This is a genomic window from Pseudomonas sp. GL_117, assembly GCF_057835125.1.
On sequence record NZ_CM174418.1, the window covers coordinates 5489673 to 5514321 of the forward strand.

General features: G+C 62.6%; 28 protein-coding genes. 12 read left to right on the top strand and 16 right to left on the bottom strand.

Annotation, left to right across the window (positions count from 1 at the left end):
• Positions 1–51: 51 nt before the first annotated feature.
• The 7 genes from thiL to nrdR form a co-directional block, all read right to left on the bottom strand.
• Positions 52–1017 (bottom strand): thiamine-phosphate kinase, encoded by a 966-nt coding sequence (gene thiL, locus AC3ISR_RS25040; RefSeq protein ID WP_192299074.1) that lies wholly within the window; start codon positions 1015–1017, stop codon positions 52–54.
• Positions 1018–1035: 18 nt separating this feature from the next.
• Positions 1036–1536 (bottom strand): transcription antitermination factor NusB, encoded by a 501-nt coding sequence (nusB, locus tag AC3ISR_RS25045; protein WP_192299075.1) that lies wholly within the window; start codon positions 1534–1536, stop codon positions 1036–1038.
• On the bottom strand, positions 1533–2009 hold the full coding sequence (ribH, locus tag AC3ISR_RS25050) for a 6,7-dimethyl-8-ribityllumazine synthase (protein ID WP_003176356.1): 477 nt from the start codon (positions 2007–2009) through the stop codon (positions 1533–1535). The genes nusB and ribH overlap by 4 nt, the downstream gene beginning before the upstream one ends.
• Positions 2010–2097: 88 nt before the next feature.
• Positions 2098–3189 (bottom strand): bifunctional 3,4-dihydroxy-2-butanone-4-phosphate synthase/GTP cyclohydrolase II, encoded by a 1092-nt coding sequence (gene ribBA, locus AC3ISR_RS25055; protein ID WP_463983913.1) that lies wholly within the window; start codon positions 3187–3189, stop codon positions 2098–2100.
• Positions 3190–3204: 15 nt separating this feature from the next.
• Complete coding sequence (locus AC3ISR_RS25060) at positions 3205–3867, bottom strand: riboflavin synthase (protein ID WP_017736638.1); 663 nt, start codon at positions 3865–3867, stop codon at positions 3205–3207.
• A gap of 47 nt (positions 3868–3914) precedes the next feature.
• A complete protein-coding gene (gene ribD / locus AC3ISR_RS25065) occupies positions 3915–5051 on the bottom strand; it encodes a bifunctional diaminohydroxyphosphoribosylaminopyrimidine deaminase/5-amino-6-(5-phosphoribosylamino)uracil reductase RibD (RefSeq protein ID WP_463983914.1) in 1137 nt (378 codons plus the stop codon).
• Complete coding sequence (nrdR, locus tag AC3ISR_RS25070; RefSeq protein ID WP_192299078.1) at positions 5048–5512, bottom strand: transcriptional regulator NrdR; 465 nt, start codon at positions 5510–5512, stop codon at positions 5048–5050. Before nrdR ends, ribD begins: the two co-directional genes overlap by 4 nt.
• A 139-nt stretch (positions 5513–5651) precedes the next feature.
• Between nrdR and AC3ISR_RS25075 the strand changes: the two genes are divergently transcribed.
• From AC3ISR_RS25075 to trxA, 3 genes are all read left to right on the top strand, one after another.
• Positions 5652–6107, top strand: coding sequence for a YbaY family lipoprotein (locus AC3ISR_RS25075; RefSeq protein WP_192299079.1), 456 nt, complete (start codon positions 5652–5654; stop codon positions 6105–6107).
• Entirely contained in the window at positions 6104–6760 is a 657-nt protein-coding gene (locus tag AC3ISR_RS25080; protein WP_463983915.1) for a class I SAM-dependent methyltransferase, read from the top strand. The genes AC3ISR_RS25075 and AC3ISR_RS25080 overlap by 4 nt, the downstream gene beginning before the upstream one ends.
• Positions 6761–6930: 170 nt before the next feature.
• A complete protein-coding gene (gene trxA, locus AC3ISR_RS25085) occupies positions 6931–7803 on the top strand; it encodes a thioredoxin (protein WP_192299081.1) in 873 nt (290 codons plus the stop codon).
• Here the strand turns inward: trxA and AC3ISR_RS25090 are convergent.
• Positions 7800–8141 carry a hypothetical protein gene (locus AC3ISR_RS25090; RefSeq protein WP_305391605.1) on the bottom strand — a complete coding sequence of 114 codons (342 nt, stop codon included), beginning with the start codon at positions 8139–8141 and terminating at the stop codon, positions 7800–7802. The two genes, trxA and AC3ISR_RS25090, sit on opposite strands and share 4 nt — an antisense overlap.
• 132 nt (positions 8142–8273) lie before the next feature.
• Here AC3ISR_RS25090 and AC3ISR_RS25095 point away from each other — a divergent pair, with 132 nt between their 5' ends.
• The 5 genes from AC3ISR_RS25095 to AC3ISR_RS25115 all read left to right on the top strand — a co-directional run bounded on the left by AC3ISR_RS25095 (position 8274) and on the right by AC3ISR_RS25115 (position 12177).
• Positions 8274–8867 carry a DUF2796 domain-containing protein gene (locus AC3ISR_RS25095; protein WP_192299083.1) on the top strand — a complete coding sequence of 198 codons (594 nt, stop codon included), beginning with the start codon at positions 8274–8276 and terminating at the stop codon, positions 8865–8867.
• A 6-nt stretch (positions 8868–8873) separates the two neighbouring features.
• Positions 8874–9584, top strand: a complete 711-nt coding sequence (locus tag AC3ISR_RS25100) for an ABC transporter ATP-binding protein (RefSeq protein WP_192299084.1) — start codon at positions 8874–8876, stop codon at positions 9582–9584.
• 1 nt (position 9585) lies between these two features.
• The gene (locus AC3ISR_RS25105; RefSeq protein WP_192299085.1) at positions 9586–10851 is read left to right on the top strand and encodes an ABC transporter permease; all 1266 of its coding nucleotides are present in this window, start codon (positions 9586–9588) and stop codon (positions 10849–10851) included.
• A gap of 11 nt (positions 10852–10862) precedes the next feature.
• Positions 10863–11381 carry a DUF3299 domain-containing protein gene (locus AC3ISR_RS25110; RefSeq protein WP_192299086.1) on the top strand — a complete coding sequence of 173 codons (519 nt, stop codon included), beginning with the start codon at positions 10863–10865 and terminating at the stop codon, positions 11379–11381.
• Between the two features lie 97 nt (positions 11382–11478).
• Positions 11479–12177: an OmpW/AlkL family protein gene (locus tag AC3ISR_RS25115; protein WP_192299087.1), complete on the top strand. Its 699-nt coding sequence runs from the start codon at positions 11479–11481 to the stop codon at positions 12175–12177.
• 155 nt (positions 12178–12332) lie between these two features.
• Here the strand turns inward: AC3ISR_RS25115 and AC3ISR_RS25120 are convergent, their stop codons facing one another.
• Positions 12333–13217, bottom strand: coding sequence for a sugar nucleotide-binding protein (locus AC3ISR_RS25120; protein ID WP_192299088.1), 885 nt, complete (start codon positions 13215–13217; stop codon positions 12333–12335).
• A gap of 87 nt (positions 13218–13304) precedes the next feature.
• Positions 13305–15389: a mechanosensitive ion channel family protein gene (locus AC3ISR_RS25125; RefSeq protein WP_463983916.1), complete on the bottom strand. Its 2085-nt coding sequence runs from the start codon at positions 15387–15389 to the stop codon at positions 13305–13307.
• 170 nt (positions 15390–15559) lie between these two features.
• Between AC3ISR_RS25125 and AC3ISR_RS25130 the strand changes: the two genes are divergently transcribed.
• The 3 genes from AC3ISR_RS25130 to AC3ISR_RS25140 are packed head-to-tail and all read left to right on the top strand — an operon-like array spanning position 15560 to position 18544.
• Complete coding sequence (locus tag AC3ISR_RS25130) at positions 15560–16339, top strand: endonuclease/exonuclease/phosphatase family protein (RefSeq protein WP_192299090.1); 780 nt, start codon at positions 15560–15562, stop codon at positions 16337–16339.
• On the top strand, positions 16336–17598 hold the full coding sequence (clsB, locus tag AC3ISR_RS25135; protein ID WP_192299091.1) for a cardiolipin synthase ClsB: 1263 nt from the start codon (positions 16336–16338) through the stop codon (positions 17596–17598). Before AC3ISR_RS25130 ends, clsB begins: the two co-directional genes overlap by 4 nt.
• Positions 17588–18544 (top strand): lysylphosphatidylglycerol synthase domain-containing protein, encoded by a 957-nt coding sequence (locus AC3ISR_RS25140; protein ID WP_192299092.1) that lies wholly within the window; start codon positions 17588–17590, stop codon positions 18542–18544. The genes clsB and AC3ISR_RS25140 overlap by 11 nt, the downstream gene beginning before the upstream one ends.
• 149 nt (positions 18545–18693) lie before the next feature.
• Here AC3ISR_RS25140 and AC3ISR_RS25145 read toward each other — a convergent pair whose 3' ends face one another.
• The 3 genes from AC3ISR_RS25145 to AC3ISR_RS25155 all read right to left on the bottom strand — a co-directional run bounded on the left by AC3ISR_RS25145 (position 18694) and on the right by AC3ISR_RS25155 (position 21678).
• A complete protein-coding gene (locus tag AC3ISR_RS25145; RefSeq protein ID WP_463983917.1) occupies positions 18694–19449 on the bottom strand; it encodes an alpha/beta hydrolase family protein in 756 nt (251 codons plus the stop codon).
• Positions 19439–20548 (bottom strand): DUF3182 family protein, encoded by a 1110-nt coding sequence (locus tag AC3ISR_RS25150; RefSeq protein WP_463983918.1) that lies wholly within the window; start codon positions 20546–20548, stop codon positions 19439–19441. The genes AC3ISR_RS25145 and AC3ISR_RS25150 overlap by 11 nt, the downstream gene beginning before the upstream one ends.
• Before the next feature lie 170 nt (positions 20549–20718).
• The gene (locus tag AC3ISR_RS25155; protein WP_463983919.1) at positions 20719–21678 is read right to left on the bottom strand and encodes a GlxA family transcriptional regulator; all 960 of its coding nucleotides are present in this window, start codon (positions 21676–21678) and stop codon (positions 20719–20721) included.
• 96 nt (positions 21679–21774) lie between these two features.
• On the opposite strand from AC3ISR_RS25155, the gene AC3ISR_RS25160 reads away from it, so the two are divergent.
• Positions 21775–22338, top strand: coding sequence for a cysteine hydrolase family protein (locus AC3ISR_RS25160; RefSeq protein WP_192299094.1), 564 nt, complete (start codon positions 21775–21777; stop codon positions 22336–22338).
• Between the two features lie 21 nt (positions 22339–22359).
• On the opposite strand, the gene tam is transcribed toward AC3ISR_RS25160, so the two are convergent.
• The 3 genes from tam to AC3ISR_RS25175 form a co-directional block, all read right to left on the bottom strand.
• Complete coding sequence (tam, locus tag AC3ISR_RS25165) at positions 22360–23121, bottom strand: trans-aconitate 2-methyltransferase (RefSeq protein WP_192299095.1); 762 nt, start codon at positions 23119–23121, stop codon at positions 22360–22362.
• An 81-nt stretch (positions 23122–23202) separates the two neighbouring features.
• Positions 23203–24027, bottom strand: a complete 825-nt coding sequence (locus AC3ISR_RS25170; RefSeq protein ID WP_463983920.1) for a hypothetical protein — start codon at positions 24025–24027, stop codon at positions 23203–23205.
• A gap of 105 nt (positions 24028–24132) precedes the next feature.
• Positions 24133–24648 carry a single-stranded DNA-binding protein gene (locus AC3ISR_RS25175; RefSeq protein ID WP_003232445.1) on the bottom strand — a complete coding sequence of 172 codons (516 nt, stop codon included), beginning with the start codon at positions 24646–24648 and terminating at the stop codon, positions 24133–24135.
• Position 24649: the final 1 nt, after the last annotated feature.

Consider the following 24649-nt stretch of genomic DNA (forward strand, 5'->3'; position numbering starts at 1 on the left):
ACAACCTCCTACTTCGTAACCATCGGATAGAGGGTAGCGCAGCGCGCCGACTTACGGCGCATCGCGAAAGTGCTGATAACCGCGCACGGCCGGGGTGATGTCCCGCCCGTTGGCGTCCAGCAGCGTCACGCCCTGCCCCACCTCGACCCGGCCAATCACCCGCACCGGCCAACCGCTGGCCAGCAACGGCGCCAGTTCGGCAGGTGGCAGGGTGAACGCCAGCACATAATCATCGCCGCCACTCAACGCGGCCACACGCGCTTCGTCATCGCCGACAAACGCCAGCAACGCCTCTGACAGCGGCAATCGCTCGCGCTCGATCAACAGGCTGACGGCCGAAGCCTTGGCGATATGCCCGCAATCAGCCAGCAGACCGTCGGAGATGTCCATCGCAGACGTAGCCTTGCCCCGCAGCGCCAGCCCCAGGGCCAGTTGCGGTTGTGGCGACCAGTAATGGGCCAGCAACGGTTCGGCGATGGCTGCGTCGGCGCTGCGCTGCCCCAGGACCAAAGCCAAGGCACCGGCGGCGTTGCCCAGCTCACCGCCCACGCACAGCAGGTCGCCCGGCTGCGCACCGCTGCGGGTCAACGCCTGCCCGGCCGGCACACGACCGAACACGGTCAGGGTCAGGCTCAGCGGGCCACGTGTGGTATCACCGCCCACCAGGCCCACGCCGCAACTCTGCGCCATGGCGTTCAAACCTTGGGCATAGCGTTGCAGCCAATCGGCATCCACGGTCGGCGTGGTCAGGGCAAGGGTAAATGCGAGGGGATGGGCGCCCATGGCCGCCAGGTCGCTTACCGCCACGGCCAACGAGCGCTGGCCGAGCAGGAACGGGTCGCAAGGGTCGGAAAAATGCACCCCGGCCACCAAGGTATCGGTGGAGATTGCCAACTGCTCCCCAGCGGGGAGCGCCAGCAAGGCGCAGTCATCGCCGATCCCCAGGGCAATGCCTTCGCCGCCCTGCGCACAAGGCGCGGCGGCGAAGTATTTACGGATCAGCTCAAACTCGCCCATCAAGGATTCAAGCGCAGGTTAGCGCTTGTACGCCTTCACTTCGGCTTCGCGCAAGCGCGGGGCCAGCTTGTCGAGTACGCCATTGACGAACTTGTGACCGTCGGTCGAACCGTAGACTTTCGCCAGTTCGATGCCTTCGTTGATCACTACGCGGTACGGCACGTCGACGCGATAGAGCAGTTCCCATGCGGACAGGCGCATCACGCACAGTTCAACCGGGTCCAGTTCCTCGATGGTCAGGTCCAGGCAAGGTGCCAGGGCCGTGTCGATCTCGGTCAGGTGCGCATGCACGCCGTGCAGGATGTCGTGGAAGTACGGCAGGTCGGCGAAGGTGAAATCGTTGTCGACGCGAAACTGCGCTTCGATTTCGTTCAGCGAGGCACCGGCCAGGTGACGTTGGTACAGCGCCTGGGTCGCCAACTGACGAGCAGCGCGACGCTTCTCGTTCTTCGATGGCTTGCCGGCATCGGCCGGACGCTCGTCGCGTGGGTTGAAACGATCGCTCTCGTCGGAAATCACTTGGCCTCCAACTGCGACAGCAGGCTGACCATTTCCAGGGCGGACAGGGCAGCTTCAGCACCTTTGTTGCCGGCCTTGGTGCCGGAACGCTCGATGGCTTGCTCGATGGAGTCAACGGTCAGAACGCCGAACGCAACCGGCACGCCGAACTCCATGGACACCTGAGCCAGGCCCTTGGTGCATTCGCCAGCCACGTATTCGAAGTGCGGAGTGCCGCCTCGAATGACCGCGCCCAGGGCGATGATCGCCGCGTATTCGCCCTGCTGAGCAACTTTTTGCGCAACCAGCGGAATTTCGAAGGCGCCAGGCGCACGGATGATCGTGATGTCGCTCTCGCTCACACCGTGGCGAACCAGGGCGTCCACGGCACCGCTTACCAGGCTTTCAACCACGAAGCTGTTGAAGCGGCCAACCACCAGGGCGTAGCGGCCTTTGGGGGCGATGAAGGTACCTTCGATGGTCTTCAGGGTCATTCGACAAATCTCTTAAAGAGCGGGGACGCGAAAAGTGCGTCCCTTAGTGATGATTTAACCGCGAACAAGGGGCAGAAATCGCCGGCCTTTATTCGGAGGGCACGTATTCTACAACTTCCAGGTCGAAACCGGATATGGCATTAAATTTCATCGGTGCACTCATCAGGCGCATTTTGCGCACGCCCAGGTCACGCAGGATCTGCGAACCGGCACCGACAATGCTGTAGGTGGTCGGCTTTTTCACCGGCGCGTGGTCGGCCGTTTCACGGATATGCGCCAGCAGCACATCGCCATCAAGGGGATGACCGAGCAACAGCACCACACCGCTGCCGGCCTCGGAGACCGCAGCCATCGCGGCGCGCAGGCTCCAGCGGCCCGGTTGCTTGACCATCAGCAGGTCGCGCAGTGGGTCCATGTTGTGCACGCGCACCAGGGTCGGCTCTTCGGCGCACACGGTGCCCAGGGTCAGGGCCATGTGCACGTCGCCTTCCACTGAATCACGGTAGGTCACCAAATTGAATTGGCCCAGTTCGCTGTCCAGTGGCTGCTCGGCAATCCGCTGAACGGTACGTTCGTGGATCATCCGGTAGTGAATCAGGTCGGCGATGGTGCCGATCTTGATGCCGTGTTCGGCGGCAAACGCCTCGAGTTCGGTGCGACGGGCCATGGTGCCGTCGTCGTTCATCACTTCGCAGATCACGCCGCTGGGCTCGAAACCGGCCATGCGCGCCAGGTCACAGGCGGCTTCGGTGTGGCCGGCGCGGGCCAGGGTGCCACCCGGTTGGGCCATCAACGGGAAGATGTGGCCGGGGCTGACGATGTCTTCGGCCTTGGCGTCCTTGGCGGCGGCCGCTTGCACGGTGCGTGCGCGGTCGGCAGCGGAGATACCGGTGGTGACGCCCGTCGTCGCTTCGATGGACACGGTGAACTTGGTACCAAACCCGGAGCCGTTGCGCGGCGCCATCAACGGCAGCTTGAGCAATTCGCAGCGCTCGCGGCTCATGGGCATGCAGATCAGCCCCCGGGCGTGCTTGGCCATGAAGTTGATGTGCTCGGGCTTGCAGGCCTCGGCGGCCATGATGATGTCGCCTTCGTTCTCGCGGTCTTCGTCATCCATGAGGATGACCATCTTGCCTTGGCGGATGTCTTCAACCAGTTCTTCGATGCTATTGAGCGCCACGTGGCACCCCCTTGGTCAGGATTTCAGGTAGCCGTTAGCGGCCAGAAAACTTTCGGTGATGTTACTTCCGGTTGGCTCTGCGGCCTTATCGCCCAGTAGCAGGCGCTCCAGGTAACGGGCAAGCAAGTCGACTTCCAGGTTCACCCGGCGCCCTGGTTGGTAGGACGCCATGATGGTTTCGCTGAGGGTGTGGGGAATGATGGTCAGTTCGAATTCGGCGCCGTTCACGGCGTTCACGGTCAGGCTGGTGCCATCGACGGTGATCGAGCCTTTGTGCGCGATGTACTTGGCCAGCTCTTTGGGCGCGCGGATACGGAATTCCACGGCACGCGCGTTTTCGCTGCGGGCTACCACTTCGCCGACGCCATCGACATGGCCGCTGACCAGGTGACCACCCAGGCGGGTGGTTGGGGTGAGGGCTTTTTCCAGGTTGACCGGGCTGCCAGCCTTGAGGTCGTTCATCGCGGTGCAATCCAGGGTTTCCCGGCTGACGTCGGCGGCAAAGCCGTTGCCCGGCAACTCGATGACGGTCAGGCACACGCCGTTGATCGCGATGCTGTCACCCAGCTTGACGTCGCCGAGGTCGAGCTTGCCGGTTTCAACCGACAGGCGCACATCGCCGCCTTTTGGGGTCATGGCGCGGATGCTGCCGATGGATTCGATGATGCCGGTGAACATGGCCTTCTCCTGGAAAACGGTGCGGGCACTTGAGCGCCCGGTCAGAATTATACGCTCGCGGGTGGAAGCGGGATGGCAGTGACTCGCCAGTCGTCGCCTACAGCGCGCATTTCAGTGATCTTGAGTTGGGGGGCGTCGGCCAGTTTCTCAAGCGGCCAGTCCAGCAACGGCCGTGCAGCGGAACCGAGGAACTTGCCGGCGATGAATATCACGTACTCATCCACCAGGCCTTGCTGGGCAAATGCCCCCGCCAGGCTCGGGCCTGCCTCGACCAACACTTCGTTGACGCCACGGGCGGCCAGCGCCACCAGCGCCGAACGCAGGTCGACCTGGCCATCGACACCCGGCACCACCAGGCATTCGGGGCCACGTGGGAACTGGTTCTCCGGGGTTACGCAGGTGATGACCAGCGCCGGCCCGGCCTTGAAGAACGGTGCGTTGAGCGGCACGCGCAGGCGGCCGTCAATCAGTACACGTAACGGCGGGCGCGACATGGCCAGGGCCGTGGTGGCGTCGTCCAGGCCCAGTTCGGCAGCGCGCACGGTCAGGCGGGCGCCGTCGGCGAGCACCGTGTCGGCGCCGGTCAGCACCACACTGGCCTCGGCACGCAGGCGCTGCACGGCGGCGCGGGCAGCCGGACCGGTGATCCATTGGCTTTCGCCACTGGCCATGGCGGTGCGACCGTCCAGGCTCATTGCCAGCTTGACCCGCACGAAGGGCAGGCCGTGTTCCATGCGTTTGAGGAACCCCGGATTCAATGCGCGGGCCTGGGCTTCCAGCACGCCACTAAAGACCTCGATCCCGGCTTGTGCCAGACGCTGCATGCCGCGCCCGGCCACTTCGGGGTTCGGGTCCTGCATGCCGGCCACGACGCGCGCGACACCGGCCGTGACCAAGGCATCGGCGCACGGCGGTGTACGCCCGTGGTGGCTGCACGGTTCGAGGGTCACGTACACCGTGGCGCCCCGGGCCTTGTCACCGGCGGCGCGCAAGGCGTTGGGCTCGGCGTGGGGCTCGCCGGTGCGCTCATGCCAACCTTCACCGACAATCTGCCCATCGCGCACGATCACGCAGCCGACCCGAGGGTTGGGATGGGTGGTGTACAAGCCTTTGCGCGCCAATTCGAGGGCGCGGGCCATGTAGTGGGCGTCCAGGACAGCTTGTTCGGCAGACGGCGGGTTCATTGTTTGGCAGGCTCCCGGGCCAGGCGGTCGATCTCTTCGCGGAACTCATTGAGGTCCTGGAAGCGTCGATAGACCGAGGCGAAACGGATATAGGCGACTTCGTCGAGCTTTTGCAGCTCGCCCATCACCAGTTCTCCAACCACCAGGCTCTTGACCTCGCGCTCGCCGGTCGCACGCAGTTTGTGCTTGATATGCGCCAGCGCCGCCTCCAGCCGCTCGACACTCACCGGGCGTTTTTCCAGGGCGCGCTGCATACCGGCGCGCAGTTTTTCTTCGTCGAAAGGCTGGCGGCTGCCGTCGGACTTGATCAGGCGTGGCAATACCAGTTCGGCGGTTTCGAAGGTGGTGAAACGTTCACCACAGGCCAGGCATTCGCGCCGGCGACGCACTTGATCGCCCTCGGCGACCAGACGTGAGTCAATGACCTTGGTGTCGTTGGCACCGCAGAAGGGACAGTGCATGGTGGCAGGCAACAAAAAAAGGGAGGGCCATGGTAGCGCATCCCCGTGGCAAGACAAGCCATAGCCTTTACGGTATATAGGCTGACTATTATGTTTCATTTTTTTTAAGCCACGGATTTTGCCCTTTCTGGAGCCGTACATGCAGTTACGACCACTTGTATTACTTACCGTGTTCAGTTTCCTGGTCGCCTGCAGCAGCGAAGCCCCCAAACCTTCCGCGCCCGCCCCTCAGCCTGCGCAAGAGAAAAAAGTCCCGGGCCTTGAAGACCTCGGCCCGCTACCGGCCTATCAGCGTGAAATCAACGGCAGCCTGACCAACGTGCCGGCCGGCGCCGAAGTCGAGATGGCCCTGCTGGTGATCGACGATCGCTCGCGCCCACAACAGTTGCTCGCCAGCAGCGTGCTCACCGGCAATGGCAAGCCCCTGGCCTTCCGCCTGCGTTTCAACCCCCAGGCCTTCCCGGCCGGCGCCCGCGTTGAATTGCGCGGCCGCGCCAGCCAGTCCGGCCAGTTGATCCTGCACCTGCCCGCCGTGCGCATCACCCAGGCGATCACCCAGACCACCGGCCCCCTGCAACTCGTCAAGGCACCATGACGCCACCGCTGGCCCTGCAAGCGGCACTGAGCGAACTGATCGGCGACGCCCAACTGATGCCCTGCCCGCTGCCGGGCACCGAGTTGTCGTTATGGCTGCTGGATGCAGACAACATGGACCGCGCCTTCAGCCCCGAAGAAACCCGGCGCATCCTGCATGAACCGCCCTACTGGAGCTTCTGCTGGGCCAGCGGCCTGGCGCTGGCGCGGTATCTGGCGGTGCATCCCGAGTGGGTTGCCGGCAAGCGCGTGCTGGATTTTGGCGCCGGCTCCGGCGTGGCCGCGATCGCGGCGGTCAAGGCCGGCGCCCTGGAAGTGGTGGCGTGCGATCTTGATCCGCTGGCGCTGGCGTCTTGCCGGGCGAATGCCGAACTCAACGGTGTGGAACTGGGGTATTCACAGGACTTCTTTGCCGAAACCGACCGCTTCGACCTGATCCTCGTGGCCGACGTGCTTTACGACCGCGCCAACCTGCCGCTGCTCGATCACTTCCTGACCCGCGGCCGTGAGGCACTGGTGGCCGATTCGCGGGTGCGCGACTTTCAACATGCGGAGTATCAAAGACTGGAAGTCCTGGACGCGTTGACGCTGCCGGACCTGGCCGAGCCTTGGGAGTTTCGCAAGGTGAGCCTGTACCACTCGCGGCGGCCTTGAGGCCATCGCCGACAAGCCCGCTCCCAGATTCGCACTGCCGCGTCCTGTTGAAATGCATTCCCCTGTGGGAGCGGGCTTGCCCGCGATAGCGATCTTGAACCCGCCGTGCTTTCAGCCAACTGCGCCAGCCCTTATAGTTCCCCCCATTCCCGCTTTATTCGAGACGCCCCATGAGTGAGCCCACGCCGTATATCTTCGATGTCACCACCGCCACATTCGACCAGGCAGTGATCGAGAACTCCTTCCACAAGCCCGTGCTGGTGGACTTCTGGGCCGAGTGGTGTGCGCCGTGCAAGGCGTTGATGCCGTTGTTGGCGCAGATTGCCGAGAGTTACCAGGGTGAGCTGCTGCTGGCCAAGGTCGATTGCGAGGCCGAACAGGACATCGTGGCGCGCTTTGGCATTCGCAGCCTGCCGACGGTGGTGCTGTTCAAGGATGGCCAGCCGGTCGATGGGTTTGCCGGGGCGCAGCCGGAGTCGGCAGTGCGGGCAATGCTGGAGCCGCATGTGCAGATGCCACCACCGGCGGCAGCCGATCCGCTGGAGCAGGCCCAGGCGTTGTTTGCCGAAGGCCGCATCAACGATGCCGAGGCCGTACTGGTGACGCTGCTGGGCGAGGACAACACCAACGCCGCCGCGCTGATCCTGTATGCACGCTGCCTGGCCGAGCGCGGTGAGCTGGGCGAAGCCCAAACCGTGCTCGACGCAGTCAAAAGCGACGAGCACAAGGCCGCCCTCGCCGGCGCCAAGGCGCAGATCACCTTCCTGCGCCAGGCCGCCGACCTGCCGGACGCCGCCGACCTGAAAAGCCGCCTGGCGCAAAACCCGCAGGATGACGAAGCGGCCTACCAACTGAGCATCCAGCAACTGGCGCGCCAGCAGTACGACGCGGCGCTGGAAGGTTTACTCAAGTTGTTTATCCGCAACCGCAGCTACAGTGAAGGCTTGCCGCACAAGACCTTGCTGCAGGTGTTCGAACTGCTGGGCAATGATCACCCGCTGGTCACGGTGTACCGCCGCAAGCTGTTCGCTGCGTTGTACTAATCACCGACCCAGCTGTACAGCGGCGTATCCCCGCCGCTGGCGACTTTCACCTTGGCGTTATGGCGCAGGCGCACCAACAGGCGCTTGCCCGCCGAGGCGTCGCCGGCCAGGCCTTCCAATTGATCGAGCAACTCCAGACCGCTGAGTTGCCCGGCGCTGCGCAATACATCCTGGGCCTTCTGCCATAGATCTTCATCCTGCTTGACTGGCACTGCAGCCGGCGCACTTGGCGCGGGGGCAGCCTGCAACTGGGCGCCCAGGCGTGCCCAATCGCCGTCGTCCAGCTCCAGGGTCAAGTCCACCGGCAGGTCGCCGACGGTTCCACGAATTCTCAACATCATCCGTACTCCTGCATTTTTTCTGACGGGCATGCTCCCATGCGGCTTGCGCAACGCCAAGCGGGCGGTCAAACTCTCAGCCCTATTGTTATAAGATCACATAACAAAACTTTCATCTCTGGAGCCGCCCCCATGCGCCGTTTGTTGCTTGCTTTGCCGTTTGCCCTGCTGCCACTGGCGGTTGCCCATGCCCATGAAGAGCACGACCACGAGCACGGCAGCCTCGGCGCCCACGAACATGGCGTCGGCCGCCTCAACGCTGTGCTCGACGGCCAGGCCCTGGAGCTGGAACTGGACAGCCCGGCAATGAACCTGGTGGGTTTCGAACACCCTGCCACCAGCGCCGCCGACAAAGCCAAGGTCGCGGCCGTGCGCAAACAGCTGGAGAACCCGCTGGCCCTGTTCAACCTGCCCAAGGCCGCCGGTTGCGTGGCCAGCTCCCAGGAACTCAACAGCCCACTGTTCGGCGACAAGCCCGAAGCCGATCACGACGACGATGATGACCACGATCACGACGCCAAAGACGGCGAGCATCATCACGACCACAGCGAAATCCACGCCCACTACCAATTCACCTGCGCCACGCCGACGGCCCTGAGCAACCTCGACCTGACCCAGGTGTTCAAGACCTTCCCCGCCACCCAGAAAATTCAGGTACAACTGATCGGCCCGAGCGGCCAGCAAGGTGTTGACGCGACGGCCACAGCCGCCACTCTGAAGTTCTGAGTTCACATGACCCAAGCACTGATCGAACTGTCCGACCTGGGCTTCAACTGGCCCGGTCACCCGCAGTTGCTCGACATCCCCGCGTTCCGCCTGGACGCGGGTGAAAGCCTGTTCCTCAAGGGCCCTAGCGGCAGCGGCAAAACCACGCTGCTGGGCCTGCTCGGCGGTGTGCAAACGCCCAGCCAGGGCAGCATCCGCCTGCTCGGCCAGGAGCTGACCGAGCTTTCGGCCGGCGCCCGCGACCGCTTCCGCGTCGACCACACCGGCTATATCTTCCAGCAGTTCAACCTGCTGCCGTTCCTGTCGGTGCGCGAGAATGTCGAGTTGCCCTGCCACTTTTCCAAGCTGCGTGCGCAACGGGCCAGGCAGCGCCACGGCAGTGTCGATCAAGCCGCCGCGACCTTGCTCGCGCACCTCGGCTTGAAGGATAAAACCTTGCTGGAACGCCGCGCCGATTCACTGTCCATCGGCCAACAACAACGTGTCGCCGCCGCCCGTGCATTGATCGGCCAACCGGAACTGGTGATCGCCGACGAGCCCACCTCGGCCCTGGACTACGACGCCCGCGAGGCTTTCCTTCAGCTGTTGTTCGCCGAATGCCGCGAAGCCGGCGCCAGCCTGCTGTTTGTGAGCCACGATCAAAGCCTGGCTGCGCTGTTCGACCGCCACCTGTCGCTGGCCGAACTCAATCGCGCCGCCACGCCCGCAGAGGTTTGAGATGTATCTGTTCCGTCTAGCCATGGCCAGCCTGGCTAACCGCCGCTTTACCGCGATCCTCACGGCCTTCGCCATCGCCCTCTCGGTGTGCCTGCTGCTGGCGGTAGAGCGTGTGCGCGTCGAGGCGCGCAACAGTTTCGCCAGCACCATCAGCGGCACCGACCTGATCGTCGGCGCCCGCTCCGGCTCGGTGAACCTGCTGCTGTACTCGGTGTTCCGCATCGGCAATGCCACCAACAACATCCGCTGGGACAGCTACGAGCACTTCGCCGCCAACCCCCAGGTGAAATGGGCGATCCCGATTTCCCTCGGCGACTCTCATCGTGGCTACCGCGTGATGGGCACCAACGAATCCTACTTCGAGCACTATCAGTACGGCCGCAAGCAACACCTCGAACTGGCCAGCGGCCGCGCCTTCGCCAGCGACCCGTTCGAAGTGGTGCTCGGCGCCGAAGTCGCCGAGGCGTTGCACTACAAGCTCGGCGACAAGCTGGTACTGGCCCATGGCGTGGCGGTGGTCAGCCTGGTCAAGCACGACGACAAACCCTTCACCGTGGTCGGCATCCTCAAACGCACCGGCACCCCGGTAGACCGCACGTTGCACATCAGCCTGGGCGGCATGGAGGCGATCCACATCGACTGGCACAACGGCGTGCCGGCCCAGGGCAAAGGCCGTATCAGCGCAGATCAGGCGCGCAACATGGACCTCACCCCGCAGGCCATCACTGCGTTCATGCTGGGCCTGAACAACAAGATTTCCACGTTCGCCCTGCAACGGGAGATCAATGAATTCCGTGGCGAGCCGATGCTGGCGATCTTGCCGGGCGTGGCGCTGCAAGAGTTGTGGAGCATGATGAGCACCGCCGAAAAAGCGCTGTTCGTGATCTCGCTGTTCGTGGTGCTGACCGGTTTGATCGGCATGCTCACAGCGATCCTCACCAGCCTCAACGAGCGCCGCCGCGAAATGGCGATCTTGCGCTCGGTGGGCGCACGTCCGTGGCACATCGCGACATTGCTGATCTTCGAGGCCTTCGCCCTGGCGCTGTCCGGCGTGGTCGCGGGCATTGGCTTGCTGTACGTGTGCATCGCCGCCTCGCGTGGGTATTTGCAGGCCAACTACGGCCTGGACTTGCCAATGGCGTGGCCAAGCGAATATGAATGGACGTTGCTCGCCGGTATCCTGGCCGCCGCGCTGTTGATGGGAGGCGTGCCCGCGTGGCGTGCCTATCGACAATCCCTGGCCGACGGCCTGTCCATTCGTTTATGAGGAAGGCTTCGATGCGTCGTGCCCTGTTTGCGCTGTTGCTGCTGATGAGCGTGCCTGCCTGGGCTGCCGGGCAGCCCAAGGATTTGTCGTGGCAGGAGATGATCCCGCCGGATGCGCCGCCGGAAGTACCAAACATGAAACCGCTGCACGACCTGTCGAACATGGCCGATACCTTATCGGTCGAAGCGGCGCCGGCCGCCAAGCAGGACCTGCCCAACGCCCCCGTGGTACAGGCCCTCGACGGCCAGCACATCCGCCTGCCGGGCTATATCGTGCCGCTGGAAGTCAGCGAAGAAGGCCGCACCACCGAGTTCTTGCTGGTGCCGTATTTCGGCGCATGCATCCATGTGCCACCGCCGCCGTCGAACCAGATCGTGCATGTCAAAAGCGAAGTCGGCGTGAAACTCGATGAGCTATACCAGCCGTATTGGATCGAGGGCGCGATGCAGGTCAAGCCGTCCACCAGCGAGCTGGCCGACGCCGGTTACCAGATGGAGGCCGAGAAGATTTACATGTACGAACTGCAGTAATAACGCTGATCGCCCTTTCATTGAGCTGAATCAAAAGACCGCACGGAACGATCTTTACCATTGGACCTACAACTTTTAAACGTCCCTTGGAGCTCCCATGAACAAGTCACTGCTCGGCGCGTCCCTCTTCGCGCTCGCCCTCGTCGCCCCTGTTGCCCACGCTCACGAAGCGGGCGACATCCTGGTTCGCGCCGGTGCCATTACCGTCAACCCGAAGGCCGACAGCGGCACCGTAAAGGTTGACCAGGGCCCACTGGCAGGCGCCAACCTGGGCGGCAAGGCGACCATGAGCAGCGACACCCAACTGGGCCTGAACTTCGCCTACATGCTGACCAACCACGTCGGTATCGAACTGCTGGCCGCCACGCCGTTCGAACATGACGTGAAGATCAAGAACACCGCCCTCGGCGCCGCCAACGGCAAGCTCGGTACCCTGAAACACCTGCCGCCGACCCTGAGCGTCGTGTACTACCCGCTGGACAACAAGTCTGCCTTCCAACCGTACGTGGGCGCCGGTATCAACTACACCTGGATCTACGACGAACACGTCGGCAGCCGCGCTCAAGGCGCCGGTTTCAGCAACTTCAAGGCTGAAAACTCCTGGGGCTGGGCCGCACAGATCGGTGCGGACTACATGATCAACGACAAGTGGATGATCAACGCCCAGGCGCGCTACATCGACATCAGCACCAAGGCCACCGTGGAAAACAACGCCGTGGCACCTGGCACTCGTGCCAAGGTCAATGTGGACGTGGACCCGATGGTCTACATGGTGGGTATCGGCTACAAGTTCTAAGCGGCACCGCATAACCCATGTGGGAGCTGGCCGCTGTGGGAGCTGGCTTGCCTGCGATAGCAACACCTCGGTATCACTGATACACCGAGGTGTCTGCATCGCGGGCAAGCCCGGCTCCCACAGCGGCCAGCTCCCACATTTGCGTTTGGGCTGTGTCAGCTGTGACGGTAGTAACGATCCAGCAACGCCGGCAACCCCGCCCGCCAGGCCCGTGGCTTGATACCAAAGGTGTGCAGGATCTTCTTGCAGGCCAGCACCGCATGCTGCGGTTCGTCACCCGCATCCGGCCGGGCCGCATGGGCCTGGGCGGTGGGTGATTCGATGGCCAATGGGTGGTAATTGCGCGCTTCGGTGAGGATCGCCTGGCCCAGCGCCAACGGTGTGGTCGCCTCTTGGCCCGCGTAGTGATAAGTGCCCCACAACGGCGCCGCGCAATCGAGCTGCTTGAGCACCGAAATGATCACCCGCGCCGCATCGTCCACGGGCGTCGGATTGCCGCGACGGTCGTCCGCCATCAGCAATTCGTCCGGTTTCTCGGCACGGGCAAGGAAGCGCCCGAGGGAGCCCTCGACACTGTCATCCAGCAGCCAGCCAAACCGTAGCAACACATGTTGCGGGCAGGTGGCGCGCACGCTCTGTTCGATACGCCACAACGCCTGGCCGCGCAGGCCCAGGGGCACCGGCTCGTCTTTTTCGCTGTAGGCGGTGGCGCGGGAGCCATCGAACACCCGGTAGCTGGAGGGTTGCAGCAAGGTGATGGTGTGGTGCTGGCACAGTTCGGCCAGGCGTTCGATGGCGAACTCCTGGGCGGCCAGACGGGTTTCGCTGACGGCTTCGGCCTGGAACCAGTCGAAATAGTAGGCGAGGTTGATCAACGCATCGGGACGGGTGTCGTCGAGCAATTGGGTAAGGCTCGCGGCATCCCAGCCGTCTTGGGGCGGTTTGGGGGCGAGGAAACCGATGTCTTCCTCTGCACCGAGGCGAATCAGCGCCTGCCCGAGGGCATTCCCGCCGCCCAACAACATAAGGCGCATTCGCATAGATTGAGCAGGCCCGGTCAGTTTGGAACGATGGCTATTTAAGTATTGGTCAGAATCGTTGCATTTTGCGGGTTTGTAGCGCAACCGTCACGGATTAACTGTTTTCGTGCCGGCCGCGGCCGGGTCATGCTCAAGGGGTGCTCGTGCGGGCACCAGGACCTGCTGTGGATAAGTCTGCGCGAACTGCACCTCGGCACAGTTATCCACAAGCTTTTTCAAGCGCTGGTTGAACGCACGGCTCACCGCGTACTGCCCGCCCGACACCGTGCGGAACTGCGCCGTGAGCACCACGCCATTGAGGTCCATCTTGTCGACGCCAAACACCTCCAGCGGCCCTTGCAGGTTGTACTTGAGGAACACATCGTCGCGAATCGACTGCCCCGCCTCGCGGATCAACTCTACGGCCTTGTCCACATCGGTGTCGTAGGTGAACTGCACCGAGAAGAACGCATAGGCAAATTGCCGCGACTGGTTGGTGACCGCCTTGATCTGCCCGAACGGCACCGAATGCACAAACCCCTTGCCGTCACGCAGGCGCAACGTGCGAATGGTCAAGCCCTCGACCGTACCGGCGTGGCCCGAGTCGAGCACCACCCAGTCGCCGATGGACAGCGTGTCTTCGATGATGATGAACAGCCCGGTGATCACATCCTGCACCAGTTGCTGCGAACCAAAACCAATCGCCAGGCCGACCACTCCGGCACCCGCCAGCAGCGGCGCAACGTTGATCCCCAGATTGGCCATGGTGGTGATCGCGCAGATCACCACCAGGATGATCTTCACCGCATTGCGCACCAGCGGCAGGATGGTTTTCACCCGAGTGCTCGGCTGGCGGCTGGAGCGTTTGTTCACCGGCGGTTTCAAGGCTTCCTGGATCGCGGTGTCGAGCACCACCCAGAACAGCCAGGTCATCAACAGGATCAGGCCGATGCTGCTGAGTGAATCGCTGATCGCCCGGCCGATGGAATTGCGCTCGGCGAACTCGAACAGCGAGACACCCCAGATGCGCCCGAGGATCTCGATAAAGCCGATCGCCATGGCAATGCGCAGGATTGCGTGCAGCAGGCTGAGAAAACGCTCCTTGTAGGCACTGCTGCGCTGGATCGCCACCTGGCTGCGCGACTTGAACAGATGTTGCAGCACGGTACTGAGGAACACGGTGCCGATCAGCAGGATCGTGGTGAACAGGGCGCAGCGCAGGGCTTTTTGATTGTCGTCGCCGGCGCCAATCAGGTTGATCGCCGAGACCAGCACCATCAACAGGATCGGCCAGTACCACAGCCCGGAAAACACCCGCAGGGATTGTTGCAACGCCGGATGCTTCAGGCGCTGGGCCAGCGACCGATTGCGAATCAGATGGGCCACCGGGCGGCGCAGGCGCACGACCAGTACGCCAAAGATCACGGCGGCAAACAGGCCGGTAAATACCGCGACGCTGCTGGTGATATTGCCGCCGAGTTGGCGAGCGATTTGCGGGCTGGTCAGGGCATCACTGAGGGCAGCCAGGAAGCCGATCAGGAACAGCGGCTTGGGACAATAATTGCGAATAATCCGCACCGCCGAACGCTTGTGACCGAGATTGAACATGACGATCACGCAAAGCAGCATCGATGTGGAAAAGATCCCGCTGCTGGTGGCGTAGGCAAAACACAGCGCCAGCGCACGTCCTACGGAAGTCGGTAAAAAGTGGCTGACATAGAGGGTCAGCGGCAGACAAATCAGTGCGGGAATCGTATAGGGCACCACGTACCCGAGCAGCGCCTGCAGGCGCTCGCGCGGCTCAAACCATGGGCGTCGCCCCAAGCGCTGCACAATCAAACGCCCGAGCAACGTCAGCAAGGCAAACGCACCGACCCACACCCCGGACAACAAGACGAAGTCCCCGGCCACGCTCCATGGCGAACGCTCGGACGTCTGATCGACCAACCGCCCTACTTCATCCGCCGCGCGATCGGCGCGCAGGCGCCAGGCGTCGATGAGGCCCTGGTTGAGGTCGAGCTGCTGTTGCACATCGTCGATGCTGGAACTGATGGCCCCCAACAGCCCGCCTTCCACCAACAACTCAGGCTTGGCCGGTGCTTGGGCTTCGGGCGCGGAATCCGCGGCGTACAGGGCGCCGCTGGCGCACAACAGCAGCGCGCCGAGCAGGATTGCAGTCTTGAAATTCAGCAAAACACCGGACTCCTTGCAGATGGGTCTGTAAGGAACTGACGGGATTGAGGCTTGATCGTTCCCCCGCGCGGCCATGTTTATGCCATCCGTAGGACGCTGGAAACTTTCCGCGGCCCCTTAGAGTCAGCCTTAAACGAGGGTAAGCCCCCCACTCTTTTTCAGGAGCAACCATGGCTGCGATCCCCGACTGGATGCCCATCACGCCCAACGTCGCCATCACTCGGTTCACGGTGCTGACGGTCAATATCCACAAGGGTTTTACCGCCCTGAACCGGCGATTCATCCTGCCCGAGCTGCGCGAAGCGGTGCGTGCCGTGGGCGCGGACATGGTGTTCCTGCAGGAAATCCATGGCACCCACGAACGCCACCCGCAGCGCTACAGCGACTGGCCCAACATGCCACAGTACGAATTCCTCGCCGACAGCATCTGGCCGCAGTTCGCCTACGGACGCAACGCCGTCTACCCCCACGGCGATCACGGCAATGCGCTGCTGTCGAAATTCCAGATCGTGCGCTATGACAACCTCGACATTTCCCAGAGCGGCCATGAAAACCGCGGCCTCCTGCATTGTGTGCTGCGCCTGCCGGGCAGCGGCCATGAGGTGCACGCGATCTGCATCCACCTGGGCCTGCGCGAGGTCCATCGCCAGCAACAGTTGCGCCTGCTGGAGCAGCGCATTCGCGAGATTCCCGCCGAAGCGCCGCTGGTGGTCGCTGGCGATTTCAACGACTGGCGGCAGAAGGCCGACTTGAGCCAGAGCGGCCTCACCGAAGTATTCGTGCAGGCCCATGGCAAGCCGGCGCGCACGTTCCCGGCGCGGCTGCCGTTGCTGCCTCTGGACCGTATCTACGTGCGCAACCTCAAGGTACACAACCCCCAGGTGTTGACCACGCGGCCCTGGTCGCATTTGTCTGACCATGTGCCGCTGTCGGTGGAGATCGAGCTATGAACATTGCCGTCGAACACATCGCCACCGACCAGCCGCCGGATCAAACCAAGGCCCGTGACCTGGATTACGGCTGGCAGAGCGGTAACCAGGTTGAGTTGCTGGAAAACGGCGAAGCGTACTTCCCCAAGGTGTTCGAGGTATTGCGCCAGGCGCAGCGGGAGATCCTGCTGGAGACCTTTATCCTGTTCGAAGACAAGGTAGGCCTTGAGCTGCAAGGCGTGCTCATTGAGGCGGCCCGGCGTGGGGTGAAGGTGGTGGTCAGCCTGGACGGTTTTGGTTGCGGTGAGTTGCAGCCGGCGTTTCTCGGCGAATTGGCCGACGCCGGCGTGACGGTGCAGATGTTCGACCCCGCGTCCAAGACCCTGGGCATTCGCACCAACTGGTTTCGCCGCTTGCATCGCAAGATTGTGGTCGTGGACGCCAACGTGGCGTTTATCGGCGGGATCAATTTTTCGGCGGATCACCTGGGGGATTTCGGCCCTGAGGCCAAGCAGGATTACGCCGTGCAGGTGACGGGCCCGGCGGTGGCGGACTTGCATCACTTCGCCCTGGCGCAGAGCGGTCGCCAGGTGCGTATGCGGCGCGGCTGGCGGCGGCGTCAGCAACCACCGTCAGCGTGGCCCGGTGATCAAGGCGAGGGGCTGGTGCGCCTGATTTACCGTGACAACCTGCAACACCGCGATGACATCGAAGAAGCCTATATCCATGCCCTGGGCAAGGCGCAGACACGCGTGGTGATCGCCAACGCGTACTTCTTCCCCGGCTACCGCCTGCTGCGCGCAATCCGCAATGCGGCGCGCCGGGGCGTACAGGTGCAACTGATCATGCAGGGCCAGCCCGATGTGCTGCTGGCCAAGCTGGCGGCGCGCATGCTCTACGACTACTTGCTCAAGGACGGCGTGGTGATCCACGAATATTGCCAGCGCCCACTGCACGGCAAGGTCGCGCTGGTGGATGAAGAGTGGAGCACCGTGGGCTCAAGCAACCTGGACCCGCTGAGCCTGTCGCTGAACCTGGAGGCCAACGTGTTGATTCATGACCGCCGGTTCAACCAACAGCTGTACGAGCGCCTGCAAACCCTAGCGAAAGACCACTGTCAGACCATGCCGGAAAACCGCAAGCCGCGTTTATGGCTATGGCGGTTGACCGTGGGGTTCCTGGTGTTTCATGTGATGCGCCACTTCCCCGCGCTGACGGGCTGGTTGCCGGCGCACAAGCCGCGGTTGAAACCCATCGAGAGCCAGGCCCATGACCTCTGAAGCCAGCGCTTCGCGCTTTGCCAACTGGAAGAAACCACTGACCGTGTTGTTCTTCCTGGCGCTGATTGTGCTGTTCACCCTCCTCGCCCGACGCATCGATTGGAGTGAAGTGCTGCAGACCCTGGGCGATTTCAAGCTGCGCACCTTGTTGATCGCGGGCGCGCTGACGCTGTGCAGTTTTCTGGTGTACGCCAGCTTCGATCTGATCGGCCGCACCTACATCCGCCAGAACCTGGGCTGGAAACAGATTCTGCCGGTGGGGATCATCAGTTATGCGTTCAACCTCAACCTCAGCGCATGGGTCGGCGGCATTGCCATGCGCTATCGATTGTATTCGCGGCTGGGGGTGAGCAACGGCAATATCGCCAAGATCCTCGGCCTGAGCCTGGCAACCAATTGGTTTGGCTACATGGCGCTGGCCGGGGTGGTGTTCAGCAGCGGCCTGGTGCGCATGCCGCCGGGCTGGAAAGTCAGCACCGGCGCGTTGCAGGGCATTGGCCTGGTGTTGGTGCTGGCGAGCCTGGGGTATCTGGCAGCGTGCCAGTTTTGCAAAAAGCGCGCGTGGGCGATCCGGGGCATGGAGATCAATCTGCCGTCGGTGCGCATGGCATGCCTGCAACTGGCCTTGGGCGCGTTGAACTGGTCGCTGATGGCGGCGGTGATCTTCACCCTGCTGCCGGCCAAGCTCGATTATCCACTGGTGTTGGGGGTATTGCTGATCAGCGCGATTGCCGGTGTGCTCACCCATGTTCCTGCGGGTTTGGGCGTGCTCGAGGCGGTGTTTATCGCGCTGTTGCAGCATGAGGCGTCGCGGGGCAGTTTATTGGCGGGGTTGATTGCCTACCGGGCGATTTATTTTATTGTGCCGCTGTTGATTGCATTGGTGATGTACCTCGCGGTAGAGGCCAAGGCCAAGGCGTTGCGGGTGAAGAAGGCACCGGCTTGAATCGCTGTTGATTGATCTATTGCCTTCGCGGGCAAGCCCGCTCCCACAGGGGAGTGCATTCCAGCAGGAAGAATGCATTCCAGCAGGGAAAATGCATTCCAACTGTGGGAGCGGGCTTGCCCGCGAAGGCGGCGTCAATGACACCCCGCTTATCGGGACTGGATGATGCTCAAGCGCTCCCCCACCACCATCTCGGTAATCCAGCCCACCAGGATCGAGGTGTAGGCCTGCTGGGACACAGGATCGCTCAACGAATGGTCGGCACCATCGATGATGCGGTGGGTCAACGAGTGAGTCTGCTGGCACGCCGCGCGGTAGCTCATGATGGTGGCGTGGGGCACGTGCTCGTCCGTCTCGGATTCGACGATCAGCACATCGCCGGTAAATTGCGCACAGGCATGCAAGGCTCGATTGGTCTCGGCGTGTACCAGGGTGCTGCGGTAGTCCATCAGGTCGACCTTATCCAGGTCACGCTTGGGTTTGAGCCATTCCTGGTCGCGATACAGTGCCGGCACCCGCAGCGCCAGCCAGCGTACCGGGCGCAAGGAAGTGAGGATGGCGGCCAGGTAACCGCCGTAGCTGGTGCCCACCACCGCCACCGCCGAGGTGTCGATGGCCGGGTGGGCGAGCAAGCGGTCGTAAGCCGCCAGTAGATCGCGCAGGTTGTCTTCACGGGTCACGCGTGACAGCGCAATGCCTGTGTCGGCGTGACCGCGCAGGTCGAAGGTGAGACACACGCAGCCCAGCCCGGCGATGCCCTTGGCGCGCTCGAGGTCACGCTCCTGGCTACCGCCCCAGCCATGCACGAACAGCACCCCTGGCACCTTGGATTTCGGGCTCAGGAAGGTGCCGCTCATTTGCTCGTCGTCAATGTCGATTGCAATGCTTTCGCTTCTAGCCGTCATAGGATTTGACCGTCACATACTTGAGAAGAAAGTCACTGTTTTGCGCCGGGCCCCGATACACCTCGATCGCATCCGCCGGCAGTGCCCGGTCCACGTAGGTCTCCACTGAAGACACACGAATGGCGCGCAGGCCGGGGTGGTTGATAAAGCTTTGCAGCGCCGCCACTTCGGCACTGCTGGCGCCGCCCATGCGCCAGGATTGTTCGAGCACACCACTGCGGCGCTGGCCGTTGCCGTCCAGGCCCTGGGCAATGTCGTAATTGCGCCGGGACGCGTAGAAGCCGGGATAGGCCTCGTCGGCGGCGTTATCGAAAACCCGGGCTTGCTCGATAGCCAGGCGCACATCCCCAGGCAATGGGAGCTTGAGCAAGTCTTCATAGTAGCCCGGCACCACCAGCAGGTCGGAGCCGCCGTAGACATCTTCACCCTGCCCGTCCTGGGTCAGGTACTGCTCGCCGCAGTAGCTGAATACGTGATCGCCGATAAAGCTCTGACCGACACTGTGGGTCATCACGTCCTGCAAATCCTGCTCCAGCACCAGGCCTTCATCAATCATTGCCGCAGCGCCGGGACGCGCCAGCACTGCCTCGAATTCATCCAGGTTGTGGATAACTTCCTGGCCGCGTCCGGCGCAAGCATGCACGGGCTTCAGGCGGATCGGCCCACACTTGAGCAGGTGCGCGGCGGCGGGCCTGGCGTCCTCCAACGCGAAGACGCTCACGCCATCCAACACGACTTTTCGTACGCGCTCAGCGAACAGGGATGACCAGCCTTCCGGGGCCTTGGCCTGCGGGTTGAACAGGCCGTGGCTGATCGCCTTGGTGCAGATGAAGTCGTGATCGACATAACCGCCCCACAGGTCTTGCGGGCCTCTGACTTGAAGCGCTCGCGCTTGCGCGGCGCCGACCAGGGTCTGGGTGGGCAGCACGTAGAGTTCCCGGCCGGCATGCTGCTGCGCGTCGTAACTGCCGCCGAACTTGAGGCCGAGAATCTGCGCCAGCCAGCGCGCCAGCGCGTGGTTGGTGTCGACCTCATGCTGCGCAGCCCCCTCGCGGGTGGAGTGGGCGACTACGAGTTTCTTGCGTTGTGTCGGGGTCATGCGTTCCCCTCGGCTGTGCAGCCCTGTGTGTAGGGGAAGGAATGCAGGGATCACGCCAAGGCCCGCAGAGTACAGAAGGCTGTCAAATCAAGCTGTTAAGCAAAAAGCGATGGCATAACGCCTGTTTTATTCTGCACGAGGCGGCCGTGATTCGGTGGTGTTCTGCACGATCAGACACCAAACCGACTGCGGTAATCACTGGGGGCCAGGCCGGTGATTTTCTTGAAGGTGGCACGAAAGGCGCTGGGGTCTTGGTAACCCACGGTCCAGGCGATGTGGTCGATGGTGCCGTTGGTGAATTCAAGCATTTGCCGCGCCTTGCCCACGCGCAGGTGCTGACAGTATTCGGTGGGTTTCAACCCCGTGGCACTGCGAAAGCGCCGTAGGAAAGTGCGCTCTTCCAGGCCCGCCTCTTGCGCCATGGCCGCGACGCTGACATCCACTGCGCCGCTGGCTTGCAGCCAATGCTGAACCTTGAGGATCGCGCCGTCGCCATGCCCGAGAATCGGCGCGAAGTTGCTGCCGCATTGGCTGGCGCTGTCACTGTGTTCGATCACCAGAAAACGCGCAGTATCCGCTGCAACACTCGGGCCCATCAGCCGGTCGACCAGGCGCAGGCCCAGTTCGGACCAGGCCATCAGCCCGGCGGTGGTGATCAGGTCGCCGTCATCGACGATGGGTTTGTCCGCTTCCAGGCGCACAGCGGGAAAGCGCCTGGCGAAGGACTGGGCGGAGGACCAGTGGGTGGTGGCGCTACGCCCGTCCAACAGACCGCTGCGCGCCAGCATGATCGAACCGATACACACGCCGCCGAGCACCGTACCCATCGCGTGCTGCTGGCGGATCCATTCCAGCAGCGCCGGCGGCGCTTGTTCTTCGGTAAAGTCGCCAATCGAGGGTGGCACCAAGACGGCCATCATCGGTTGATCAGGGCCAGGATGGCTGTCGAATACCCGCGCAGGTGTGCCGGTGACATCCACCTGCCAATGACTGACCCGCAGCAACGGCAACTGCGCAGATTGATGCTCGGCGGCGATCCGGTTGGCCACGCCAAACAGGTCGGTCAAACCGTGCACGGCGGCCAGTTGCGCGCCTTGGTAGATCAACACACCCAATTCAACAACAGCCATTGTCAGTTTTCCCCCTGTTTTTGTCGGTGCAGCCAATCCCGGGTGCACACGCCAGCTAAGATACTGGGCCTATCAACCCATCACGAGGCAATACACATGGCCAAGAGAGCACTCATCCTAATCGATATACAGAACGACTACTTCCCGCAGGGCAAGTGGCCGCTCGACGGCGTGGACGCCGCTGCGGACAAGGCGGCGCAGGTGCTGCAAGCGTTTCGACAGGCTGGGGATGCGGTGATTCACGTGCGCCATGAGTTCACCTCCGAGGACGCGCCGTTCTTCACGCCGGGCTCCGAAGGCGCGCATTTGCATGCAAAGGTGCTGAACCAAGGCAACGAGCCGGTGGTGCTGAAGCATTTCGTCAACGCGTTTCGCGAAACCAACCTGCGTGCATTGCTGGAGCAACGCAGCATCACCGAACTGGTGGTGGTCGGCAGCATGAGCCATATGTGCATCGATGCCGTGGTGAGGGCGGCGGCGGATCTGGGCTACAAGGTCACGCTGATTCACGATGCCTGCGCGACGCGGGACCTGGAGTTCAATGGCCGAGTGATTCCGGCCGCGCAAGTGCACGATGCGTATATGGCATCGTTGGCGTTCGGTTACGCAGGCGTGGTTTCGGCGGACGAATACCTGAAGGCGCAAGCGACGGCGGCATGACCGTCACTTGCTCGGCCGGTGTCAGCGGGAAGCGATGATAAACAGGCGCGGGAATGGCAGCAGGACAGTACCATCGGCCAGGGCTGGGTAAGCTTGGGTAATCCGTGCCTGGTATTGCTGTAGGAACGCAGCCTTTTCGCTATCGGTAAGCGCTGCAAGGAATGGGCGTAATGCCGAGCCTTTGAACCACTCCACCACGGCCGCGTGATTCGCCAACGGGTGCAGGTAGGTGGTGCGCCATATATCGACGGTGCTGCAATGTTGGCTCAGCAGCTCGTAGTAGTAACTCGCGGTGTGGCGCTCGTTGTGTCTGACCGCGCCGATCTTGGCGGCCCAGGGACCATCAGTTGCGACTTCGCGGGCGAGCCGGTGGGCGGGTTCGTCGAGGTTGTCCGGGGTTTGCACGGCCAGGGTGCCGCCGGGTGCCAGTTGACTGACCAGGTGCGGATAGAGTGTGGCGTGGTCCGGCAGCCATTGCAGCGAGGCGTTGGCCAGGATCACGTCGAGTGGTTGCGCCGGGCTCCAGTCGCCAATATCCGCCAGTTCGAAATTCAGCGCCGGCAGGCGTTTACGCGCGTCGGCCAGCATGTCGACGGAGCTGTCCATGCCAGTGACGTGGGCGTCTGGGAAACGCTCGGCCAATACTTCAGTGGAATTGCCGGGGCCGCAGCCCAGGTCGACGGCGCTGTGGACTTCGGTGTCAGGAATGGCCGCGACCAAATCCCGGACTGGGCGGGTACGCTGTTGTTCGAACATCGTGTACTGCTTGGCAGACCAGGTCATGGCGACTCTCCTTCGCTTGAGGTGGGCCACAGCCTAAATCTTGTGAGGCGTGACGACAAACCCGCCGAAACACCACGCCGACTATTTCATGCGCGTCAAAATGCCCAGATAGGGATCGCCAAACAGGGTGAAGTTTTGGCGCAAGATGCCGTCGGACATGGGCGTCAGGCTGGTCGGAATCCGCTGCTTGTGTTTGGGTGAGGGAAACGACGCAGAATTATCCGAGTAGGTGTAACTCTGGAAGTGCAGTTCGTCGCCGACCCAATGCACGTCGTTATAGAGGTAATGCCAGGTTCCGTCGCTGGGCATACTCAGGTAAAAACCGTCGGCGGCGTCTCGCAGGATTTCAACCACAGCGACGTTGTTGGACCCCCATGTCCCAAGGTATCGCTCCATGCCCGGGTGTTCGGGAATGGCCGGCGCGGCGACAAAGTCACTGCTCGCATAGGGGGTATTGCGCGCCTTCTCCGCCTTGAGTTTCGGGTATCGCTCACACACTGAGTCGACGTCGTCGACTTTCTCGAAGTCGTACCTGATTTCCATCCCCCCGGTACGGGAGGTGAACTGCATGAACTGCGGCGAGAAGGTCAGCACCTTCAGCTCGATGGTTTTGGTCGGCAAGATCATGTTGATCACCTTGCCGTCATCGGCCACGGAATAACGCATCACATCGGTCGGTTCCTGGCTGGATGCCACACAGTTGAACGCGTGCAGCAACAGTTGGCCGTCAGGCCTGAATTCGGCCACATTGGTTCTGCCTTCGTTCAACGCCTGCATGGCCCAGATTCCTACGACCAGTTTTTTGTCGCCCGCAAGGGACGCCGAGGCGTTTGGGGCCGCTTGCAGCGTAGGGCAGACGCCAACAAAAATCGCACTGAACAGGAAGACCAGAAGAGTGTTTGGCACGGTGTTCATCCTTGAGGGTGTTTTTCGCAGGCAAACAAAAAGCCCCGAGAGCAGGGCTCAGGGGGCTTTTGGGAAAGACGCTGCACGGCAGGTCCGGGCGGTATCCTAGAACGGGATATCGTCATCAAAGCTGTCGAAATCCGGAGCCGGTTGCGGAGCAGCCTGCTGTGGCGCTGGACGCGACTCACGCTGTGGCTGCTGGCTTGGCTGCGGACGCGACTGCTGTGGGCGCGGAGCCGAGTTGGACATGCCGCCCTGGCCCTGTTGGTCGCCCTGTGGACGGCCGCCCAGCAGTTGCATGGTGCCTTGCATGTCGACCACGATTTCGGTGGTGTAACGCTTGATACCGTCTTTTTCCCACTCGCGGGTCTGCAGTTTGCCTTCGATGTAGACCTGCGAACCTTTGCGCAGGTATTCACCGGCGATCTCTGCCACCTTGCCGAACATCGACACACGGTGCCATTCGGTTTTCTCGACCTTCTGGCCGGTTTGCTTGTCGGTCCACTGTTCGCTGGTCGCCAGACTCAGGTTGGTCACGGCGTTACCGTTAGGCAAGTAGCGAACTTCGGGATCCTGGCCGCATGTACCGACCAATATGACTTTGTTAACCCCACGGGCCATA

Coding starts and splice junctions, on each gene's coding strand:
- thiL (WP_192299074.1), bottom strand. CDS start 1,017: ATGGGCGAGTTTGAGCTGATCCGTAAATACTTCGCCGCCGCGCCTTGT.
- ribH (WP_003176356.1), bottom strand. CDS start 2,009: ATGACCCTGAAGACCATCGAAGGTACCTTCATCGCCCCCAAAGGCCGC.
- AC3ISR_RS25060 (WP_017736638.1), bottom strand. CDS start 3,867: ATGTTCACCGGCATCATCGAATCCATCGGCAGCATCCGCGCCATGACC.
- ribD (WP_463983914.1), bottom strand. CDS start 5,051: ATGAACCCGCCGTCTGCCGAACAAGCTGTCCTGGACGCCCACTACATG.
- nrdR (WP_192299078.1), bottom strand. CDS start 5,512: ATGCACTGTCCCTTCTGCGGTGCCAACGACACCAAGGTCATTGACTCA.
- AC3ISR_RS25075 (WP_192299079.1), top strand. CDS start 5,652: ATGCAGTTACGACCACTTGTATTACTTACCGTGTTCAGTTTCCTGGTC.
- AC3ISR_RS25080 (WP_463983915.1), top strand. CDS start 6,104: ATGACGCCACCGCTGGCCCTGCAAGCGGCACTGAGCGAACTGATCGGC.
- trxA (WP_192299081.1), top strand. CDS start 6,931: ATGAGTGAGCCCACGCCGTATATCTTCGATGTCACCACCGCCACATTC.
- AC3ISR_RS25090 (WP_305391605.1), bottom strand. CDS start 8,141: ATGTTGAGAATTCGTGGAACCGTCGGCGACCTGCCGGTGGACTTGACC.
- AC3ISR_RS25095 (WP_192299083.1), top strand. CDS start 8,274: ATGCGCCGTTTGTTGCTTGCTTTGCCGTTTGCCCTGCTGCCACTGGCG.
- AC3ISR_RS25100 (WP_192299084.1), top strand. CDS start 8,874: ATGACCCAAGCACTGATCGAACTGTCCGACCTGGGCTTCAACTGGCCC.
- AC3ISR_RS25105 (WP_192299085.1), top strand. CDS start 9,586: ATGTATCTGTTCCGTCTAGCCATGGCCAGCCTGGCTAACCGCCGCTTT.
- AC3ISR_RS25110 (WP_192299086.1), top strand. CDS start 10,863: ATGCGTCGTGCCCTGTTTGCGCTGTTGCTGCTGATGAGCGTGCCTGCC.
- AC3ISR_RS25115 (WP_192299087.1), top strand. CDS start 11,479: ATGAACAAGTCACTGCTCGGCGCGTCCCTCTTCGCGCTCGCCCTCGTC.
- AC3ISR_RS25120 (WP_192299088.1), bottom strand. CDS start 13,217: ATGCGAATGCGCCTTATGTTGTTGGGCGGCGGGAATGCCCTCGGGCAG.
- AC3ISR_RS25130 (WP_192299090.1), top strand. CDS start 15,560: ATGGCTGCGATCCCCGACTGGATGCCCATCACGCCCAACGTCGCCATC.
- clsB (WP_192299091.1), top strand. CDS start 16,336: ATGAACATTGCCGTCGAACACATCGCCACCGACCAGCCGCCGGATCAA.
- AC3ISR_RS25140 (WP_192299092.1), top strand. CDS start 17,588: ATGACCTCTGAAGCCAGCGCTTCGCGCTTTGCCAACTGGAAGAAACCA.
- AC3ISR_RS25145 (WP_463983917.1), bottom strand. CDS start 19,449: ATGACGGCTAGAAGCGAAAGCATTGCAATCGACATTGACGACGAGCAA.
- AC3ISR_RS25150 (WP_463983918.1), bottom strand. CDS start 20,548: ATGACCCCGACACAACGCAAGAAACTCGTAGTCGCCCACTCCACCCGC.
- AC3ISR_RS25155 (WP_463983919.1), bottom strand. CDS start 21,678: ATGGCTGTTGTTGAATTGGGTGTGTTGATCTACCAAGGCGCGCAACTG.
- AC3ISR_RS25160 (WP_192299094.1), top strand. CDS start 21,775: ATGGCCAAGAGAGCACTCATCCTAATCGATATACAGAACGACTACTTC.
- tam (WP_192299095.1), bottom strand. CDS start 23,121: ATGACCTGGTCTGCCAAGCAGTACACGATGTTCGAACAACAGCGTACC.
- AC3ISR_RS25175 (WP_003232445.1), bottom strand. CDS start 24,648: ATGGCCCGTGGGGTTAACAAAGTCATATTGGTCGGTACATGCGGCCAG.